16 protein-coding genes are annotated in these 18,038 nt (G+C 46.0%); 3 read left to right on the top strand and 13 right to left on the bottom strand.

The annotated features are described in order from the left end of the window. Nucleotides 1-22: 22 nt before the first annotated feature. Genes CPIN_RS35125 through ubiE form a run of 3 tightly spaced genes read right to left on the bottom strand, consistent with a single transcriptional unit; the run spans nucleotide 23 to nucleotide 2,797 of the window. Entirely contained in the window at nucleotides 23-1,369 is a 1,347-nt protein-coding gene (locus CPIN_RS35125) for a dihydroorotase (RefSeq protein WP_012794660.1), read from the bottom strand. A 19-nt stretch (nucleotides 1,370-1,388) separates the two neighbouring features. Beyond that, nucleotides 1,389-2,039 carry a type IX secretion/gliding motility protein PorT/SprT gene (porT, locus tag CPIN_RS35120; protein ID WP_012794659.1) on the bottom strand — a complete coding sequence of 217 codons (651 nt, stop codon included), beginning with the start codon at nucleotides 2,037-2,039 and terminating at the stop codon, nucleotides 1,389-1,391. A gap of 23 nt (nucleotides 2,040-2,062) precedes the next feature. Continuing rightward, entirely contained in the window at nucleotides 2,063-2,797 is a 735-nt protein-coding gene (gene ubiE, locus CPIN_RS35115) for a bifunctional demethylmenaquinone methyltransferase/2-methoxy-6-polyprenyl-1,4-benzoquinol methylase UbiE (protein ID WP_012794658.1), read from the bottom strand. A 120-nt stretch (nucleotides 2,798-2,917) separates the two neighbouring features. Here ubiE and yihA point away from each other — a divergent pair, with 120 nt between their 5' ends. Continuing rightward, on the top strand, nucleotides 2,918-3,526 hold the full coding sequence (gene yihA / locus CPIN_RS35110) for a ribosome biogenesis GTP-binding protein YihA/YsxC (protein WP_012794657.1): 609 nt from the start codon (nucleotides 2,918-2,920) through the stop codon (nucleotides 3,524-3,526). A 16-nt stretch (nucleotides 3,527-3,542) separates the two neighbouring features. Here the strand turns inward: yihA and CPIN_RS35105 are convergent, their stop codons facing one another. From CPIN_RS35105 to CPIN_RS35060, 9 genes are all read right to left on the bottom strand, one after another. Beyond that, nucleotides 3,543-3,953, bottom strand: coding sequence for a hypothetical protein (locus CPIN_RS35105; RefSeq protein ID WP_044220447.1), 411 nt, complete (start codon nucleotides 3,951-3,953; stop codon nucleotides 3,543-3,545). A 138-nt stretch (nucleotides 3,954-4,091) separates the two neighbouring features. Further along, a complete protein-coding gene (locus CPIN_RS35100) occupies nucleotides 4,092-4,565 on the bottom strand; it encodes a ribonuclease H-like YkuK family protein (RefSeq protein WP_012794655.1) in 474 nt (157 codons plus the stop codon). Between the two features lie 276 nt (nucleotides 4,566-4,841). After that, nucleotides 4,842-5,210, bottom strand: coding sequence for a CoA-binding protein (locus tag CPIN_RS35095; protein ID WP_012794654.1), 369 nt, complete (start codon nucleotides 5,208-5,210; stop codon nucleotides 4,842-4,844). Nucleotides 5,211-5,295: 85 nt separating this feature from the next. Next, the gene (locus tag CPIN_RS35090; protein WP_012794653.1) at nucleotides 5,296-6,240 is read right to left on the bottom strand and encodes a TIGR01777 family oxidoreductase; all 945 of its coding nucleotides are present in this window, start codon (nucleotides 6,238-6,240) and stop codon (nucleotides 5,296-5,298) included. Nucleotides 6,241-6,304: 64 nt separating this feature from the next. Continuing rightward, complete coding sequence (locus CPIN_RS35085) at nucleotides 6,305-6,811, bottom strand: GbsR/MarR family transcriptional regulator (protein WP_012794652.1); 507 nt, start codon at nucleotides 6,809-6,811, stop codon at nucleotides 6,305-6,307. Nucleotides 6,812-7,198: 387 nt separating this feature from the next. After that, nucleotides 7,199-7,588, bottom strand: a complete 390-nt coding sequence (locus CPIN_RS35075; RefSeq protein WP_012794650.1) for a VOC family protein — start codon at nucleotides 7,586-7,588, stop codon at nucleotides 7,199-7,201. Between the two features lie 163 nt (nucleotides 7,589-7,751). Next, the gene (locus tag CPIN_RS35070; protein ID WP_012794649.1) at nucleotides 7,752-9,392 is read right to left on the bottom strand and encodes a pyruvate dehydrogenase complex dihydrolipoamide acetyltransferase; all 1,641 of its coding nucleotides are present in this window, start codon (nucleotides 9,390-9,392) and stop codon (nucleotides 7,752-7,754) included. Nucleotides 9,393-9,477: 85 nt separating this feature from the next. Further along, nucleotides 9,478-11,382, bottom strand: coding sequence for a DNA polymerase III subunit gamma/tau (locus tag CPIN_RS35065; protein ID WP_012794648.1), 1,905 nt, complete (start codon nucleotides 11,380-11,382; stop codon nucleotides 9,478-9,480). Nucleotides 11,383-11,504: 122 nt separating this feature from the next. Continuing rightward, complete coding sequence (locus CPIN_RS35060; protein ID WP_012794647.1) at nucleotides 11,505-13,646, bottom strand: M48 family metallopeptidase; 2,142 nt, start codon at nucleotides 13,644-13,646, stop codon at nucleotides 11,505-11,507. Between the two features lie 224 nt (nucleotides 13,647-13,870). Here CPIN_RS35060 and CPIN_RS35055 point away from each other — a divergent pair, with 224 nt between their 5' ends. Next, nucleotides 13,871-15,256 (top strand): hybrid sensor histidine kinase/response regulator, encoded by a 1,386-nt coding sequence (locus CPIN_RS35055; RefSeq protein WP_012794646.1) that lies wholly within the window; start codon nucleotides 13,871-13,873, stop codon nucleotides 15,254-15,256. Nucleotides 15,257-15,412: 156 nt separating this feature from the next. Here the strand turns inward: CPIN_RS35055 and CPIN_RS35050 are convergent, their stop codons facing one another. Further along, complete coding sequence (locus CPIN_RS35050) at nucleotides 15,413-16,582, bottom strand: hypothetical protein (RefSeq protein WP_012794645.1); 1,170 nt, start codon at nucleotides 16,580-16,582, stop codon at nucleotides 15,413-15,415. Between the two features lie 205 nt (nucleotides 16,583-16,787). Here CPIN_RS35050 and CPIN_RS35045 point away from each other — a divergent pair, with 205 nt between their 5' ends. Beyond that, a complete protein-coding gene (locus tag CPIN_RS35045; protein ID WP_012794644.1) occupies nucleotides 16,788-18,038 on the top strand; it encodes an efflux RND transporter periplasmic adaptor subunit in 1,251 nt (416 codons plus the stop codon).

Genomic DNA, 18,038 nt, shown 5'->3' with positions numbered 1-18,038 from the left:
TCTTTTTGTATGTTGTGCAGCACTAGCGGGTGAACTGCAATCTTTGTCCTGTTACTGATTCGTTGAACTGACCGTTCTCATATGCCAGGTGACCACTTACAAATGTATGAGTCACAGCTGCAGGGAAGGTATGCTCTTCAAACGGAGACCAGCCACATTTGTAGTAGACGTTCTTTTTATCTACCATCGTTGCCTGTTGCAGATCTACGATCACACAGTCAGCGTGGTAACCTTCACGCAGGTAGCCTCTTTCCTTGATCTGGAAACAGATAGCGGGTGCGTGACACATCTTTTCCACTACTTTTTCCAGGGTGATATTGCCCAGGGATACATGTTCCAGCATCAGCAGTAAGCTATGTTGTACCAATGGTACGCCTGATGGCGCCTGCAGATAAGGCTGGTGTTTCTCTTCCCAGGTATGAGGTGCGTGGTCGGTAGCGATGATATCCAGTCTGTCGTCCAGCAGTCCTTTCCAGAGCGCCTGTTTATTATGTACAGCCTTGATAGCAGGATTACATTTGATCAGGTTGCCGTATTTGGCATAATCATCGGCAGAGAAGTGCAGGTGATGTACGCAGACTTCCGATGTGATGCGTTTCTCAGCCAGCGGCAGCATATTGCTGAACAGCTGTAATTCACGCTCGGTGGTGATATGCAGGATATGCAGTCTTGAATTGAATTTCTTTGCAAACTGGATCGCTGTCAGGGAAGATTCAAAGCAGGCTTCTTCATTACGGATGATCGGGTGATATGCTGCGGTGAGATTATCAGCACCTATTTCCTGTTTGTATTTCTCCATGTTGGCTTTCACGATCTTCTCGTCTTCACAGTGAGTAGCGATCAGCAGTTCACTGCCGGAGAAGATGCGTTCCAGGGTAATGTAGTTGTCTACGAGCATATTGCCGGTAGAGGAACCCATGAATATTTTAACACCGCATATATCATTCTTCCGCTCATTGGTTCTCAATACTTCATCTACGTTGTCATTGGCAACGCCCATGAAGAAAGAGTAGTTCGCCAGGGAATGCTGTGCGGCTATTTTGTATTTGTCTTCCAGTAAATCCTGTGTAAGTGCAGCCGGGTTAGTATTCGGCATTTCCATAAAAGTGGTGGTACCACCGGCAACAGCCGCGCGTGCTTCCGTGTAGATGGTCGCTTTATGCGTGAGACCTGGTTCGCGGAAATGTACCTGGTCATCGATCACACCGGGCAGGAGGTGTTTACCTTCGCCGTTGATCTCGGTATACTGACCGCTGACGGTGATCTGCGGAGCTATCTTAGCGATACGGCCATCCTGTATATATACGTCCTGAACAGTGGTGGTCCCTTCGTTGACCACTGATATATTGCGGATTAAGTAGTTTTGCATCCCGCAAAGATAGGAGAAATCAACCTTCCAGGTGAATGGAGAATACGATCATATGGGACTGCAGTTTATCGATCACATTGGAGTAGCGCAGGTGTTCATCTTTTACATGTACATTGCCTATACCATTGCTGATTTTAAACTCCGGAGAGAAGATAAAGCTGGGAAAATAAAACTCAAATCCTGCTCCGAATTCATACCCGAAATCGCTTTTTCTGATCTTTACCAGGTCTTCTGCACGACGGGCGCGGGCATTAGAGGCCAGGTCATAGTCATACTTCAGACCACCGATCGTATACACGCGCATGTTGCCGATACGGTCAGATTTGAATTTTACCTGTAGCGGGAAGCTAAGCAGGATAGATTCAATGTTTTTGGTCGTTTCCCTTTGCGGGTAGTTTTCCTTATAGTAGAGGTTCTTGGAGGCGAATAATAACTGCGGATTCAAGCGAAGATCAAAGTTCTCACTCAGACGCAGGTTGCCCAGCAGACCCAGATTGAATCCAAAGGTCTTCAGTGGTTCAGCTACCATGATGGAATCCTGTTTGAGGAAGATCTCGTCCTGGAGCAATTTGAAGTTAGAGTTATTGCCGGCCAGTGTGATACCGAAGTAATAGGGCTTGGCATCATGTTCTTCCATGTTCATGACGGTCTGCGCTTTCACGCCGGCCATATTCCATAGGATAATCAGAAGTACTAGCGGGACGCGCAATAAATAGAGCTGATGCCGAATGTGAGTTTTTTGCATGTTACTGCCTGGAAACCGGTATTAGTTAAAATATTACACATTTCCTGACCTTGTGGAAACGCTTTCACGGATTCCGGCAGATATGTATATGCTGCCTGACTCTTAGCGATCCATTTTCCGATCAAAGGTGTAATATAACGAAAATATAAATTATATAATTGTTTAATAGGGAAAACTGTTGGATTAGAAAATTCCAGTATCACCAGTTTTCCACCCGGTTTAAGTACACGCAACATTTCTGACAGTCCCTTTTCCAGATGCTCAAAGTTGCGCACACCGTATGCTACCGTTATTGCATCAAACGCCTGATCAGGAAAACTTATTGTCTCACTGTCTCCCAGCTGAAGGGTTATTTTATCGTTCAGACCCAGTTTATTGATCTTCTCACGGCCGTGGGAGAGCATTCCCTCAGAAATATCAATACCAATGATAGAATCGGGACGCAGCATTTTATTGGCCATGATGGCAAAGTCCCCTGTACCTGTCGCCACATCCAGCATTTTTTTGGGCTGTAACGTTTTCAGCTGTTTTAAAGCCTTTTTACGCCATTGAATATCAATGCCTAAAGACATAAAATGGTTAAGAAAGTCATAGCGGTGTGCGATGTCGTTGAACATGGTCGCTACCTGTTCCTTCTTGCTGAGTGCTGATGTGGCAAATGGTACAATCTTCTTATCTGACATAGGGCGCAAAGTTAGGAGAAAATAGGTAGAAACAGAGAAATGCGGGCAATAACTAAATTTTCATGAACTTTGCGCTAAACCTCAATGATCTGACGGTCATTGAATATCGATTGAACTATTATGATCATCAAAAGCGCAGAATATCTTATCAGTAATGTTGACTGGCAGAAATGTCCCACTCCGAACCTTCCGGAATATGCCTTTATAGGCCGATCCAACGTGGGCAAGTCTTCCCTGATCAATATGCTGGCAAACAATGAAAAGCTGGCAAAAACCTCCGGCACACCTGGTAAAACTCAGCTGATCAACCATTTTCTGATCAACGGATCCTGGTACCTGGTCGATTTGCCGGGCTATGGTTTTGCAAAAGTGAGTCAGTCTCAGCGCAGATCATGGGAACAGATGATCGAAAACTACCTCCGTAAGCGTGAAAACCTGGTAAATATATTTGTATTGATAGATAGCCGTCATACGCCGCAGAAGCTGGATATCGAATTTATTAATCAGCTGGGCGAATGGCAGATCCCTTTTGCCCTGGTCTTTACCAAGGCGGATAAGAGCACCCAGGCAGAAACCAGCCGTAATATCAAGGCATTTCTGAATAAACTGCGGGAAACATGGGAATTCCTGCCGGCTCACTTTGTGACCAGCACGGTGAAGAAGATGGGCAGGGACGCCATCCTGTCATTTATTGACGAAAATAATGTGCAGTACAAGACGATTGTATAATCTGAGTCGTCTCCGCTCAGGGTCTTACTCTTACATATATCTGACCGACATGTACGTTGGAATGTACAGATAACAGTGATAATGTATCATTGCCTGTAATGGTGCAACTGAAGATCTTTGGATTCCAGGGATCGCTGTCTGCCACCAGGTAAGGCTGGTGATCGCTTTTCAGCGCCATCAGAAACGTCTCCCGGGAAATCAGACTGTCGCGTTTATAACGCAACATGTTGTTGCCATCAAATTTGAGGATGGTAAGATTGCTGCTGTCTTCCCTGATCTGATCCGTTCCGCTGGCTGCTTTTGAATAAAGCAGTCTCCAGCTGCCCTGTAGTTTCTGGGAGGAATTCTCTGAAATAGTTTCTTTTTTGCACGCGGAATTGGCAAGCACTAATACTAGCAGTAGTATGACAGTTGTGTAGGTACGCATGTTGGACAGGTATTCAATAATATACTGACTATAAATTAGGGAAAAAAATCGAGAAATCAGAAAATTAGGGGGAAAATTCCCTGTTGGAGGCGGCGGGCGCATCCAGCAAGCGTGGAATAAATGATAACTGCCAATAGCTTAATTCACCACCTTATCAGCGCAACAGCTGCTCGCAAAAGCATCTGGTTTAGCCTTGAAGGCAAATCCCATTCCCAGTATATAACCCATTGCTTCACGCAGTGCCAGGTTACTCTTGAACTGAGGATTTGTGTTGATGTCAGCATGCACCTCCATGTCTACATCAAAGTCAGTAAACATGTCACACAGCTCGTAGGCAATTTCAATGCTCTTCGCCACTTCAATGAGCATACGCTCTTTGATAGAGTAAGCATCGCGTGTTTTTTCATTGTGGATAAACATGAAACCTCCATGCCCTTCACGCAGAAAAACGATCACAGTGGCAAATTCTGTTTCCAGACCTTTTACCTGTGAATCGGTACCTATGCATACTTTTAGGTGAAAGCCCTTGCCGGTTTCCCGGATAATTGCCTGGCGCACTTCTTCCTTAATAGGCAGTTGAATCGGTTCGCCGTTGAATCTTCTCCATTTCATGATAATATATATGATTAGAGTGAATAGGCGTGGTCGTTAAACAATACAATAGCTGGTCTGTCGTATTAAATCCTTGCTGGCGGAGAACTTATTGTATAAGTAATTTACAAAAAATAACTCATGATTCAGGTAACAGTCAGGGGGAATTAATGAGCGTTGGCGGTGGAGAAAGGGGAAACGCAGGGGAAAACCGCCGTTGGAGAGCAGGGGAGGGACTGAAAAGAGGAGTTGAAGACCGTCTATGACAGCCTTCAACTGTTATAAGTTTACCTTGAATTAATATTGGCCGGTAGTCAGTAACACGAGCGTACACGCTTCAACTGGTTCTATACCTTTGCTGGTAGCTAATGTAGCCAGTTCGTCATTCTCTGTGCCCGGGTTGAAAATAATACGTTTAGGATGCAGCTGTAGGATGTAATCATAGTATTCCCGCTGCAACACAGGATTCATATATAAGGTAACGGTATCCACATCCGGCACTACCGGGTGCTCTTTTGTAACAGGCGTCGCACCTATTAAGGCATCCCTGTTGCCGATCGCCAGCACCGGGTGCCCCTTTGCTGTCAGTCTGGATACTGCCAGATAACTATATCTTTCCGGATTCGGAGACGCCCCTAATACAACCGTAAGTTTCTTGTCGCTCATAGTAGTAAGATTTAAATGCACCTACCAGCGTATAAACACCCGGCAGGTGCTTCCTATGTAAGAGCAAACATTAAACCATCCTCATTTATACCAGGTGATACCGCCGCCTTGGCAGTTTCCCGATAATCTGTTTCATGGCAGGCTGAAGTTCAGGATACCTGAACACAAAACCTGCCTGTAATGCCCGTGTAGGCAATACCCAGCGGCTTTTTAACAGTAATTCCGCTTCTGTACCAATGACTTTGGCGCCTATTTTCAGCATCCAGGCATAGGTCGGCAAACCGAAAAAATGACCGGCTGCCTTCCGCAATGCGCGCATAAACTCCCTGTTGGTAACAGGATGGGGGGCACTACAGTTGAATGTCCCATCCAGCTCCGGATGCTCATACAGCCATTCCATCATGCCGCAGATATCATCGATATGCACCCAGCTGAATTTCTGGTGACCGGAACCCTGATAGCCACCCAGTCCGAATTTCATGAGGTTCATAAAAGGTACCATGACGCCTCCCTGTTGACCGATCGTGATGGCTATACGCAGTATGGCCTTCCGGGTATGCGGTGTTTTTGTTTCATTAAAAGCCGCCTCCCAACGTTTACAGACCTGTACAGAAAAATCATCTGCTATCTCACCGGTGAATTCATCCATGGGTCTGTCTTCTGCGTGCCGGTAAATTGTGGCAGATCCCGCATTGATCCACAAGGCAGGCGGGTGCTGTAAAGTGCTGATAGCCGCTCCCAGTACCTCAGTGGCATTGATCCTGCTATCAAATATTTCTTTCTTGTTCTCTTCCGTATAACGGCAGTTAACACTTTTCCCTGCCAGATTAATCAGCAGATCCGCGTGCTCCAGGTAACCGGACCAGGTATCCAGTGTTTTACCATCCCACTGTACATAAGTAAGCCGCTGCGTGTCGTGTTTCGGGTGACGGGTCAATATCACAATGTCGTTATCATTGCCAAAGTAATCAATCAGACCAGTCCCGATAAAGCCAGTCCCTGCTGCAATGACGATTTTTTTATTTTTCATGGTAATCAGGTTAATGTTATTTTCGAACTTTCAATAAAAATTGAAACATGTAAGTAAAAAAATATTACTTAAAAAGTTTCATCAATGTACCGTAGAACCAGCTTTCTTCTGCCTTTACAAAGGAGTTGATCGCCCTGTCAGTCTGGTGCGCAAACTTGTTGAGGTTTTGGATTGAATCCTTGAAAGCCTTTACATGTTTATCTTTCGCATCTCCTTCCACTTCCTGTAACTGATTCAGTGTTTTGATGATCGGTTCCAGCTCACGGCGTTTTCTTTCACGGGCGATCTCCGTTGCCACCTTCCAGATGTCTTTCTCTGCACTAAAATACTCTTTACGTTCACCTGGAATCAATACACGATCCACCAGGCCCCAGTTGATCAGTTCCCGCACATTCATATTGGTATTACCCCTGGAAATGTTCAGTTCTGCCATGATCTCATCAGCACTCAGCGGATCAGGCATGATCATGAGCAAGGCATGGATCTGTGCCATAGTGCGGTTAATGCCCCACTGCGCGCCCAGTGATCCCCAGCTTTGTATAAACTGTGCTTTTGCTTCAGCCAATTTCATGTAAAATCCTCCGTTTTCTTACATCAAATGTAATGCTATGTTATTGAACTTTCAAAAAAAAGTGAAAAGAAGAGGCTTGCGGCAGGTATTTTATTTTAGGGAAGCCTCACTGGATGGGGCTAACAATAGCCACCCGCTCAATTACGGCGCACGAAACAGCCTCCGGACTACCCAGCGCCCCGACAATCACAATAGTAACGGATATGAAACAACCGACTATCCCCAAAACAGGTGGATAACACAAAGCATTACACTAAAAAAAGAGGCTGATTGAGGGAAATGAAAAGAAAAATCTCAGTTCGGTGTGGATAACAGGATCAGGTGCACTGAAAATTAACTGGTGGAATTAGTGGACAACTATCAGGTTTTCCCGAGTAATACGGATCGTTAATAGCTGGAATATAGGGCGACCCTGTTACCATCCGGGTCAAATATGATGGCAAAATATCCCATATCCTGTATTTCGGATACCGGGCGCTTATCCAGCTCTATTTTACCACCTGCTGCTTCTACACGGTCGAGTACATCGCTCAGGTCATCGCCCGCATGTAGATATACAAGTGTGCCCCGCTGACTGGGAAAGTATTCGGAACCTTGTACGATGGCTCCTCCTACGCCGTTCTGTTGTCTGTCAAATTGAAAAAAAGCCTTTCTTTTAAAGCCAAGTTGTTCCTCAGGCATTTCATAGTTGAATATGTAGCTGTAGAACTTCCGGGCCCTGTCAAAATCGTGTACAGGGATTTCGAACCAGCTTACCGCATTCTTAGGAATCTCCATTGATATTTTAGTTGTGGGGGCTTCCTTAAATTTAAACATTTCTATATCAACTCCCAAATTCTGGTACTGAATAACAGCATGTTAAGTTGATCGGTACGGTATAAAAACGAACAGGCGCCCCGGGTGACGGGACGCCTGTTTTATAGTTAGTTCTTGATATAAACTATACCAGCATTGTAACCGGATTTTCCAGGTAGCTCTTCAGCGTAGCCAGGAAACGTGCGCCTACTGCTCCGTCCACACTACGGTGGTCACAGCTCAGGGTTAGTTTCATGATGTTTACAGCTTTGAACTGTCCTTTCTCAGAAACAACGGTTTCTTTGATACCACCTACAGCCAGGATTGCGGAATCCGGAGGGTTGATGATAGCAGTGAACTCGTCGATACCCATCATACCCAGATTGGAGATAGTGAAGGTATTACCAGAGAAATCCTGTGGTTGCAGTTTTTTGTTTTTCGCTTTGTCGTACAGCTCTTTCGCATCAGCCGCGATCTGGCTCAGCGATTTCTGATCAGCAAAACGAATTACAGGAACGATCAGACCATCTTCGATAGCCACAGCAGAACCGATGTGTACGTGGTGGTTCTGGCGGATGAAATCACCCATCCAGCTGCTGTTTACATCAGGATGCTGACGCAATGCCAGGGCAGAAGCCTTGATCACCATATCGTTGAAGGAGATCTTAACAGGAGATACTTCGTTGATAGCTTTACGCGCTTCAATCGCTTTATCCATGTTAATATCTACTTTCAGGTAGAAGTGAGGAGCGGAGAATTTGCTTTCGCTCAGACGCTTAGCGATCACTTTACGCATCTGGCTCAGCTGGATGTCTGTATGACCTTCCTGACCTGCTGGTGCAAATGCCGCAGCTTTCGCAGCAGGAGCAGCACCTGGTTTCGCGGCTGCAGCCGGAGCAGCAGATGGAACAAAGCTATCTACGTCTTTCTTCACGATCCTGCCACCGTCGCCGGAACCAGTTACTTTATTGATATCGATACCTTTTTCTTCAGCCAGTTTCTTAGCCAGCGGAGATGCTTTTACACGACCACCATCTTTATTTTCAGAAACTTCAGGAGTAGCTGCAGGAGCTGCAGATGCAGCCGGAGTAGCTGCTGGTGCTGCCTGAGCGGCCGGTTTAGCGCCACCTGTGCCTTCTGCAGCCAGGATAACGTCAACATTGGTACCTTTTTTACCTACTATTGCAATGATGCCGTTTACTTTAGCAGCATCACCTTCTTTTACGCCTACATAAAGGAGTTCACCATCCGCATAACCGATTACTTCCATGGTCGCTTTATCAGTTTCCACTTCTGCTAATACGTCATCGCTTTTTACGGTGTCGCCCACTTTCTTGTTCCAGGCTACGATTTTACCTTCTGTCATGGTATCGCTTAACAGCGGCATACGGATAACAGTGGCGTTTTTCAGTGCTTCAGCAACAGCTGCGCTGTCTGCGGTGCTTGCGGCAGGAGCCGGAGCGGAAGCTTCCTGAGCTGCTGGCTTAGCCTCAGGTGCGGCCTGGCCATTATTATTTCCTCCACCCAGCAAAGACTTGTAGTCTTCACCTGGTTTCCCTACAATAGCTATAATCTCATTTACTTTAGCAGCCTTACCTTTCTCGACACCAATATATAATAGAGTACCTTCCACATAACCCATTACTTCCATGGTGGCTTTATCTGTTTCCACCTCAGCAATTACGTCGTCTGCTTTTACGGTATCACCTACCTTTTTATGCCATTCCGCGATCACCCCTTCAGTCATAGTGTCACTCAAAAGGGGCATTCTGATAACTTCTGCCATAGTATTTATCCAAATTTTGCCCAAACCTACAAAAGAAATGCGAATTGTGAAAGTTAGATTACGGAAGATATTTCCGTAAACGCCTTTAAAAATCCAGTTCCATATTCAACTTCTCTTTCAGTTCCTTCACCAACGGATATTTTTCCGTCATTTTCAGGAACTGCTCACGGCTGGAAAGTGGCGCGGGGCCAATATCCTGTGTTTGCTGTGACTCATCCAGCTGTAAGGTCAGCACAATTCCGGGATTCTGAAATTTATCTTTGAAGAAAGCTGAAATTGCCAGCTTTTCTTCTTCCATGAACCGGAATTGCACAATATTTCTGCTCACAATACAGATTTCCTCAGCACTCTGCAACTTAATTGTCGCCAGCTGAAGATTACTTACGACTGTCATTTTGTTAGCCTGCCGGAAGCGGTCGATGAATTCATCCCAGTATACAGACAGTGCGCCTGCCGTCATCGGAATGACGGCTTTAGCTGGCTGCGTCTGCTGTTTGGAAGCCAATGCCTCCTTCATCGCTGCCAGTCCCGTCAGTTTAGGTGCATTGGTGGGCGCCTGCGCTGGTTTCGGAGCGGTAGCTGTAGTTGTTGTATTATAAGAAGAGGTGTGCTGAGTATTGGCTGGTGCCTGAGATACCGGCGGCTGTTGCTGTACCGGTTGCGCCGGCTGTGTAACCGTCTGTGGCGGAACGCCTGTGTTATTTACCGGAGTTTCTATCGTCAGTCTGGCTTCATTGGCAGCGATAGACGTCGTCGTAGCTGCCTGCCCTGCTGCCGGTTTTGCCTCCGGAGCCGCCTGGGCAAAGGAAGATCTTAGTTTCTGTGGTTGAGCACCATCAGCTACCAGTTTTTTTTTTACGACCTCTCCGGTCTGATCGTCACTTACCAGCGTCACCGCCTGTTGTAAGAAACAGAGCTTGATCAGCGCCATTTCCACATGCAGCCGTTTATTACGCGCCATGCGGTAATTGATCTCAGTTTCATTGAGCAGGTGCAGGGCAGTGATCAGGTACGACGGACTAACCTTGCCCGCCATCTGTTTGTACCGGTCTTTCAGATTACCGGATACTTCCACCAGGTGTAATACTTTTTCTTCCTTGCTCATCAGCAGGTTACGGAGAAATTCCGCCCAGCCGTTCAGGAAGTTATCCCCCTCGAAACCCTTTTGCAGGATCTCGTCAAATATCAGAAGGGCAGTGGCTACATCCTGTTGCAGTACCGTATCCATTACCCGGAAGAAATAATCGTAATCAAGAATGTTCAGGTGCTCCAGGGTATTCTGGTAAGTCAGATGCCCGCCGGTAAAGCTGACAATCTTATCCAGTGTACTCAGGGAGTCACGCATACATCCGTCGGTTTTCTGCGCGACCAGGTGCAGGGCATCCGTTTCCGCCTGGATATGCTCTTTTGAACAGATCTCCTGGAGGTGATCAACCGTATCCTGGATGGTGATGCGTTTGAAATCGAATATCTGACAACGGCTCAGGATCGTCGGAAGGATCTTGTGCTTTTCTGTGGTCGCCAGAATGAATATGGCATAAGAAGGGGGTTCTTCCAGCGTTTTCAGAAACGCATTGAATGCGGAAGAACTGAGCATGTGTACCTCATCTATGATATAGATCTTGTACTTTCCGGCCTGCGGCGCAAAACGTACCTGCTCCACCAGGGTCCTGATGTCATCTACGGAGTTGTTGGACGCAGCATCCAGCTCGTGAATATTAAAAGAACTTCCCTCATTGAAAGAAGTACAGGAATGACATTGGTTACAGGCTTCGCCATCAGGCTGGAGGTTCTCACAGTTGATTGTTTTGGCCAGAATACGGGCACAGGTGGTTTTACCGACACCTCTCGGACCGCAGAACAGGAAGGCATGAGCCAGCTGACTGTTGCGGATCGCATTTTTTAGTGTGGTCGTAATATGTGATTGTCCGACTACGGTTGAAAAATTCTGTGGACGGTATTTACGGGCTGAAACGATAAAATTCTCCATATATGCAAACGCATTCGCGAAGGTCGAAAGTACAGAAAATTGTCGACAGTCCCTAGACTCTGCGCTACACTTCCAGGTACTTCCCGGAGATGTAATTATTTACATATTAAGAAAAGACAGTGTTAATGAGGGATGGATAATTCACTGTGATCCAGACAGCGATATAGAAAATCCTTCTTTATCAGTGTGATACTGTTATTATAATGGTCTGACACAGTTGCACTGATCTCATGCATGATCTCCAGTTCCTCCGGTAAAGGTGTATTCTCCTGCAGATAAGGATACTGGTAATGTATGAAATGCGTCACCCGCTGCTGTAATTCCGGCTCCCACAGATCGCTGATATGATGCTGGTACAACAGATCATGTAACAACTGTTGTAATTGGTCCGCGTGTTGCCGTAACATCCGCAGGGCTGCCTCCGTTTGCGGAGAAGCCGTGTCACTGTCGGCAAATGCCGGAATATATTCAACGATCATTCCGGCTATCTCATTCAGCAGCACGGCCCTGGACTGGTGCGCCAGGATAGACCGGTACTGGTCCTGTAAGCTGGTGGCCGCTTCCATTGCCTGTTGCAGCGCAAACGTATAGTGGTAACGGATGGCCAGCAGGTCATGTTTACGTAGCCACTCTTCATCGCGTACAATCTGGTGTTGCAGCTTTTCCAGGATTCTGCCCGCTTCCTGGCTGCGGTGCTGTACGTGCTGATACGTGAAATGTGTCACCTGGATGGCGCCGCTGATAATAGCCTGTAAGGTAGCGGCATCCTGCACATCTCTGAAATAATGCCGGATACGTTGCCGGTTATCTTTTGTGTACAGCGTATTTAATGTGTATAAAGTCTGCTCTTCTTCTGAAAAAGGTTCCAGTCTGCCGGCAGGAATGTCAGAAAAAGGCCGGTTATCAAAATAGTTATTGTACTGACCTGGAAAAGCATATTGTTCATGCACATCTTCAATCTCCCGGATCACGTCATCGGGCGATACCCATTGTTCCGGTGTTGCTTCAGGCGCCAGCAACTGATAGATCTGCTGGGACATCTGTTCCTGTAATACATCCGCATTATGGAAAAGTGTCCATGCACTTTGCGGAATCTTCACGCCGGGAATATTGGCGGCCAGATAACGTTCCTCTCTTTCTTCCTGTGTAGGATGCGACGCCCACTGATCGCGGAACTGTACCTGGCTCTTCACCGTAGTACTGAACTGAGCATCGTTATATTGCGGTAACTGCTGGTGATCGAGTGGGGCGCTGTGTTGTTTTGCATGGTATTTTATCAGCATACTATGCGCTTCGTAGATATTACGTACAAAACGATGCTGATGCGACCAGGCGCTTACTTTCTGCAGTAATTGCTGAAAACAGGCGTTACTCATCTCTGCTCTCCGCATGGCTGAGATAGCTGTTTCCGTTCCGCAGATAGAAACAGCCACTTCGTCCGCATTAAACTCCATTTCACGGCTCAGACGCATATACTGCCGGTTGATCAGTTCATGCATGTTGCGGAAAAGAAAATGTAAGCCGGCGGCCATCAGTAAAAACAACCGCGACAGCATCGCCGCTATCAAACCTTTGTTGGACAGCCAGATAATCGCATTACGCCATCCTTTATTCTCATAAAGGATATTATAGATGATTTTATTAATCGTATAGACGTGTAATACAAGCCGCATACTTCGCTGGGAAAAATGTCCGAATTCATGGGCCAGCACCATCTTGAACTCCGAGATGTTCAGACTGTTGACCATCCCCAGTCCGATAACCAGATTTTTGTCCGTATCAGCAAACAGACCTATTCCTTTCGGGGAATGGAACACCACGGCATTCACATCCGGTACGAGGTAGACTTTCTCCGGTAAAGGCGTCTTTGTCTGTTTGACCAGTTTGCGAATAAAATCAAATAAAACAGGCTGTTCCTTTTCCGTCACGACGGTACGGTAAGGAATACTGGTCTTATGCCGGTGGAAAAGGAAAAGAAGGATGAACACGGTCTGCATAATACCCAGCAGTATAATTACTGCACCGAGTATTGATAGCAACGTGCCCGATAAGCCCTGGTAGGAAGCATACAATATAATGGAGCTTCCGCTCCAGGTGCACGCTGCCATCAGCAGCAGGGAGCATAGCAATAAAATCATATAGGTGATGTAAAACAACAGGATCCCTCCGGTCATTCTCAGCACCTCTTGTCTGAAGTACATACCTGGCGCCATATTACTCATATTCACAGCAGTTCTGGAGTCTCTGCATTGGTTGTTGGACATAGTGTTAACAGGTTGTGGAATAGTGCTGTCAACGCTTGATAAATATAATTCTATTTTCTGTGCCGGAACATAACACGAAAGGGAAATAATTTTCAGGTCTCAGCGCTTTTAGTTAAATTCGGTACATCGTAGCGTCTGATAGTAGAACGGGTTTAGAACCGCCTGGAACTCTCTCAAATTGTGTGTTTAACGCCAACGTTTTTTCCAACCTTTAAATGCATACGATGTATCGGTCGGTTGCTTTTGAACATACCCCGTTTACACTCCCCGTATTCGTGATTGTGGATGTAATACCAGTGAACCACTTTTCAATTCCGGCAGTTATTACTGTTTCTGATCCTTCCTTTTTTATACCTGTGTTATCAGTATTTGTACTGTTTGTCGCACTGTATTATATCTGGTATCTCCGCAAGCAGATAATGTACATAAATCGTACCGGGAAAGCGCTGGCGGACGCGCGTGTTAACATGATTAACAATATCAGTCAGGAAGTGCGCACACCGCTGAATGCCATTATCGGCTTCAGTGAACAACTACATTATACCACACTGGATGGCACACAACGGGAAATGCTGTTTTCAATAGAAAATGCGGCCGGTACGCTCAGCCGGATGCAACAGCATTTTCAGGAACTCGCTTGGTCACAAAGGGGTGAATTACAACTGGATACTTATCCGTTTTCACTTTATAAAATTTTCAGCAGTATTACGGAAAAAGCGCTCGTGCAAACAAGCGCCAGGCAACTGATATTCGAAGCAGTCTATGACGGTGATAAACAGTTGCAGGTAGCCGGAGACGGCGAACGGCTGGGACGTCTGATATGGATCCTGCTGGATAATGCCATCCGTTATACAGATGCCGGCAGCATTCGTTGTCAGCTGAAAATAGATCAGGAGTTTGCAGGAGAAGTAAAGGTACAAATCCGGGTCAGTGACACCGGACGTGGTATTGCACCGGAAAGACAAACCATGATATTTGAACAGTATCTGCATAATACCGTATCACAGGCAGGTTCGGTGCATGGAACGGGTATCGGACTGGCACTTGTGAAAGCGCTTATTGATTTGCATCACGGCGAAATACAGGTGGAAAGTACACAGGGAAAAGGAAGCGTTTTTACCTGTAATATCAGCTATCGCGTACTGCCGGTGCCGCAAACGGTGATCATTACCCAGAAAGAAGTCGAACAACTCACCGGCCAGTTTATGAAAGGCCGCTATCTGTTGGTGGCTGATGACCAGGAAATGAACCTGGCCCTGATGGACAAGATCCTTACCCGCTGGCAATGCCGTTTCGACAAAGCGGCAGATGGTGCTGTCGCTTATGAGCTATTTGTCAATAATAATTATGATATGGTCCTGCTGGACCTGCAAATGCCCCGTATGACCGGGCTGGAGGTGGTGAAAAGAATCAGGGAAGATAAAGAACCCCTGAAAGCACATATTCCCGTGTTAGCCCTGACAGCGGATACAACCATGCCTGGCAATCAGGAATTTATAGATGCAGGTTTCGATGATTACCTGCTAAAGCCTTTTCGCGAAAGAGAAATTTATAATGTGATCATCCGGCATCTCCGTTCAGAGAATGCGCTCGTGAAAATTGCACATTAAGGGAACGCTTATCCATGGCTTATCTGAGGGCTATTTCTTCGTATTATAACGTTATTACGCCGTTATTAACCTCTTATTTGTCCGTTCGGGAACGAAGCGGTTTGGGTGTAATAACGGCGTAGTAAGGGTTTAAACGAAGGTTTCAACCCTGATTATCTATTTAACACCCAGGATCGGGTGACGTTCGAAAGGTTGTTCCCTGTCAAACAGGTAGCGGTAAGTGGTCAGTTTGCGGCTGACATAAGTACCCAGACTTTCCGCGATATTGAGCATTTTCGGGTTGAAATCGCCGATCCATTGTAATTCGTATTCCCTGTAGGAAAGTTTGCGCTGGATCACTTTTGCCGCTTCAATGATCATAAAGGAATCTACTCCTTTCCCCTGGAATTCCGGTACGATGCCGAATACGATACCGGTGAACTTCTTGTTCATCTTCATCTGTTTCAGGATGACGAACTTTAATTTCTGCCAGAGGCCGAATTTTCCGTTCATATGCTTGAAGAACTGGTTCAGTTCGGGGAGGTTCATCCAACAGGCGATCGGCTCTTCTTTATAATAGGCAAACCAGACGATTTTTTCATCCAGTACACTTTCCATCTGTTTAAAGATGTTCAGCGCCTGTTGTTTGGTAATGTCTTTCCCACCGTCATGACTCGCCCATGCCTTATTATAAACGATGGTAAAGTCTTCCGCATACTTGGACAGGTTCTTTTTATTGATATACTCTGCCCGGTAGTTGGGATCTGCGGAGATAGCAGCATGTCTGACATAGAATTTTTCCTGCAGCTGGGCGTCAACATCCATTGCATAACATATCTGGTTGAAAAACGGCTGAAAACCATAGTTTTCCATCAGCTCCTTATAATAAGGCGCATTGAAGGTCATACAATACAGCGGTTCATGAAAGCCTTCTACCAGTAATCCCCACCAACGGTCACGTTCTCCGAAGTTAATAGGACCATCCATGGCGCCCATTCCTTTTTCCTTCAGCCAGTCACGGGCGGTATCAAACAGCAGGTTGGCAGCCTGCTGGTCATTGATGCAGTCAAAGAAGCCCACCCCACCGGTTGGCTGCTTATCCCCCTTGGATTTGTATTTTTTATTTACAAAGGCTGCAATACGGCCGATCAGTTTTCCGTTATCATCTTTCAGAATCCAACGGACACATTCACCCTGCCTGTAAGCCTTATTCTTTTCAGGATCGAATACCTGGTTGATATCCTTATCCAGCGGACGTATCCATTCAGGTATGTGTTTATTCACCTGAACGTGTACGTCGATGAATTGCCTTGCTGTTTTTTCACTATTTACGATCACCAGTTCCATAGGAAGCTAATTTGAGGTGCAAAAATAGTGTTTAAAACCGATAGTCGATAAGGGAAGGCTAATGGCCTTTATATCGCAGGTATTCGTCGATACATGCCCGTCTATACAGGTACTTTTAACATTTATTTTTCAAATGGACGATTACTTTTATAACGTGTCTGTAGTTACTCAGTGTCCCGGCCTTTCATAATTCCATTTTACCCATATGCTTAAAAAGAGAAAGTGGCTATTGGCTGCCATTGTTATTCCTGTAATTGCCATCTGTTATTTTCTATTTGCCGGTAAAGCTGCGGACAGCAGTATTACAGCCAAAGTCCGGAAAGGTAGTTTTCGTGATGTAGTCAGCAGTTCCGGTGAACTGCAGGCCGAAAATACCGTGTATATCTCTGCGCCGGCCGATCTGCAGGCCAATCAGATCTATGATGAGATCAAGATACAGGAGATGGTGCCGGAAGGCTCACATGTAAAAGAAGGCGATTACATCGCTACACTCGATCCAACGTTGGTGAATAAACGTATCAGTGATATGCAACTATCACTGGAAAAATCAAATTCAACCGTAACGCAGACAGCATTGGATACGGCGCTGACGCTAAGGGAAGCCCGCGATCAGATGACCAATCTGCAGTTCCAGATGGAACAAAAGAAACTCGCACTGGAACTCAGTAAATATGAGCCGCCCGCTACTATCAAACAGGCCGAAATCGACCTGCAGAAAGCACAGCGTGATCTTGTACAGATGAAAGACAATTACAAGATCAAACAGCAACAGGCGGCGACAAAGATGGTGCAGGCTAAAAGAGAGGCAGATGAATTCGGAAGGATCATCGGCCGTCTGGAAGAACTGCGCAGCCGCTTTGTCATTAAAGCGCCTAAAAATGGGTTATTAGTATATATAAGCGACTGGGCAAGTGGTGGTAAAAAGAAAACAGGATCTGTCGTACGTTCCTGGGACCCCCGCGTAGCCATGCTGCCGGACCTTTCATCTATGTTATCCAAAGTCTATATCAACGAAGTTGATATCAGCAAAATTCACCAGTCACAAAAAGTGACGATGGGACTCGACGCCTTCCCTGAAGTAAAAATGGAAGGCGTCGTTAAGACGGTGGCGAATATCGGAGAGACCCGTCCGGGCGCCACTGCAAAGGTGTTCGAAGTGAACATCAAGTTGAATAAAGTAGATTCTATTCTGAAACCCGGAATGACTACCTCCAACAATATCCTGATCAGTGAGGTACCTAAAAAACTGATCATCCCACTGGAAGCCGTGTTTGCAGAAGGGAAGACCAGTTTTGTATACCTGAGAAAATCAGGTAACATTTCCAAACAACAGGTGACACTGGGTAAATCAAACGACGAAGAAGTAATTGTTGAAAAAGGACTGACGGAAGGAGATGTGGTATATCTCTCCGAACCCGAGTCAGCAAAGGAAACCAAAATCACGACATTAAAATAA

Source organism: Chitinophaga pinensis DSM 2588 (assembly GCF_000024005.1).
Classification (GTDB): domain Bacteria; phylum Bacteroidota; class Bacteroidia; order Chitinophagales; family Chitinophagaceae; genus Chitinophaga; species Chitinophaga pinensis.
Note: the sequence above shows the minus strand (reverse complement) of the source record. Positions and strands in the feature narration are given on the sequence as shown.

Coding starts and splice junctions, on each gene's coding strand:
- CPIN_RS35105 (WP_044220447.1), bottom strand. CDS start 3,953: ATGCGTACCTACACAACTGTCATACTACTGCTAGTATTAGTGCTTGCC.
- CPIN_RS35045 (WP_012794644.1), top strand. CDS start 16,788: ATGCTTAAAAAGAGAAAGTGGCTATTGGCTGCCATTGTTATTCCTGTA.
- CPIN_RS35060 (WP_012794647.1), bottom strand. CDS start 13,646: ATGTCCAACAACCAATGCAGAGACTCCAGAACTGCTGTGAATATGAGT.
- CPIN_RS35090 (WP_012794653.1), bottom strand. CDS start 6,240: ATGAAAAATAAAAAAATCGTCATTGCAGCAGGGACTGGCTTTATCGGG.
- CPIN_RS35065 (WP_012794648.1), bottom strand. CDS start 11,382: ATGGAGAATTTTATCGTTTCAGCCCGTAAATACCGTCCACAGAATTTT.
- porT (WP_012794659.1), bottom strand. CDS start 2,039: ATGGCCGGCGTGAAAGCGCAGACCGTCATGAACATGGAAGAACATGAT.
- CPIN_RS35050 (WP_012794645.1), bottom strand. CDS start 16,582: ATGGAACTGGTGATCGTAAATAGTGAAAAAACAGCAAGGCAATTCATC.
- yihA (WP_012794657.1), top strand. CDS start 2,918: ATGATCATCAAAAGCGCAGAATATCTTATCAGTAATGTTGACTGGCAG.
- CPIN_RS35070 (WP_012794649.1), bottom strand. CDS start 9,392: ATGGCAGAAGTTATCAGAATGCCCCTTTTGAGTGACACTATGACTGAA.
- CPIN_RS35055 (WP_012794646.1), top strand. CDS start 13,871: ATGTATCGGTCGGTTGCTTTTGAACATACCCCGTTTACACTCCCCGTA.
- ubiE (WP_012794658.1), bottom strand. CDS start 2,797: ATGTCAGATAAGAAGATTGTACCATTTGCCACATCAGCACTCAGCAAG.
- CPIN_RS35085 (WP_012794652.1), bottom strand. CDS start 6,811: ATGAAATTGGCTGAAGCAAAAGCACAGTTTATACAAAGCTGGGGATCA.
- CPIN_RS35125 (WP_012794660.1), bottom strand. CDS start 1,369: ATGCAAAACTACTTAATCCGCAATATATCAGTGGTCAACGAAGGGACC.
- CPIN_RS35100 (WP_012794655.1), bottom strand. CDS start 4,565: ATGAAATGGAGAAGATTCAACGGCGAACCGATTCAACTGCCTATTAAG.
- CPIN_RS35075 (WP_012794650.1), bottom strand. CDS start 7,588: ATGGAGATTCCTAAGAATGCGGTAAGCTGGTTCGAAATCCCTGTACAC.
- CPIN_RS35095 (WP_012794654.1), bottom strand. CDS start 5,210: ATGAGCGACAAGAAACTTACGGTTGTATTAGGGGCGTCTCCGAATCCG.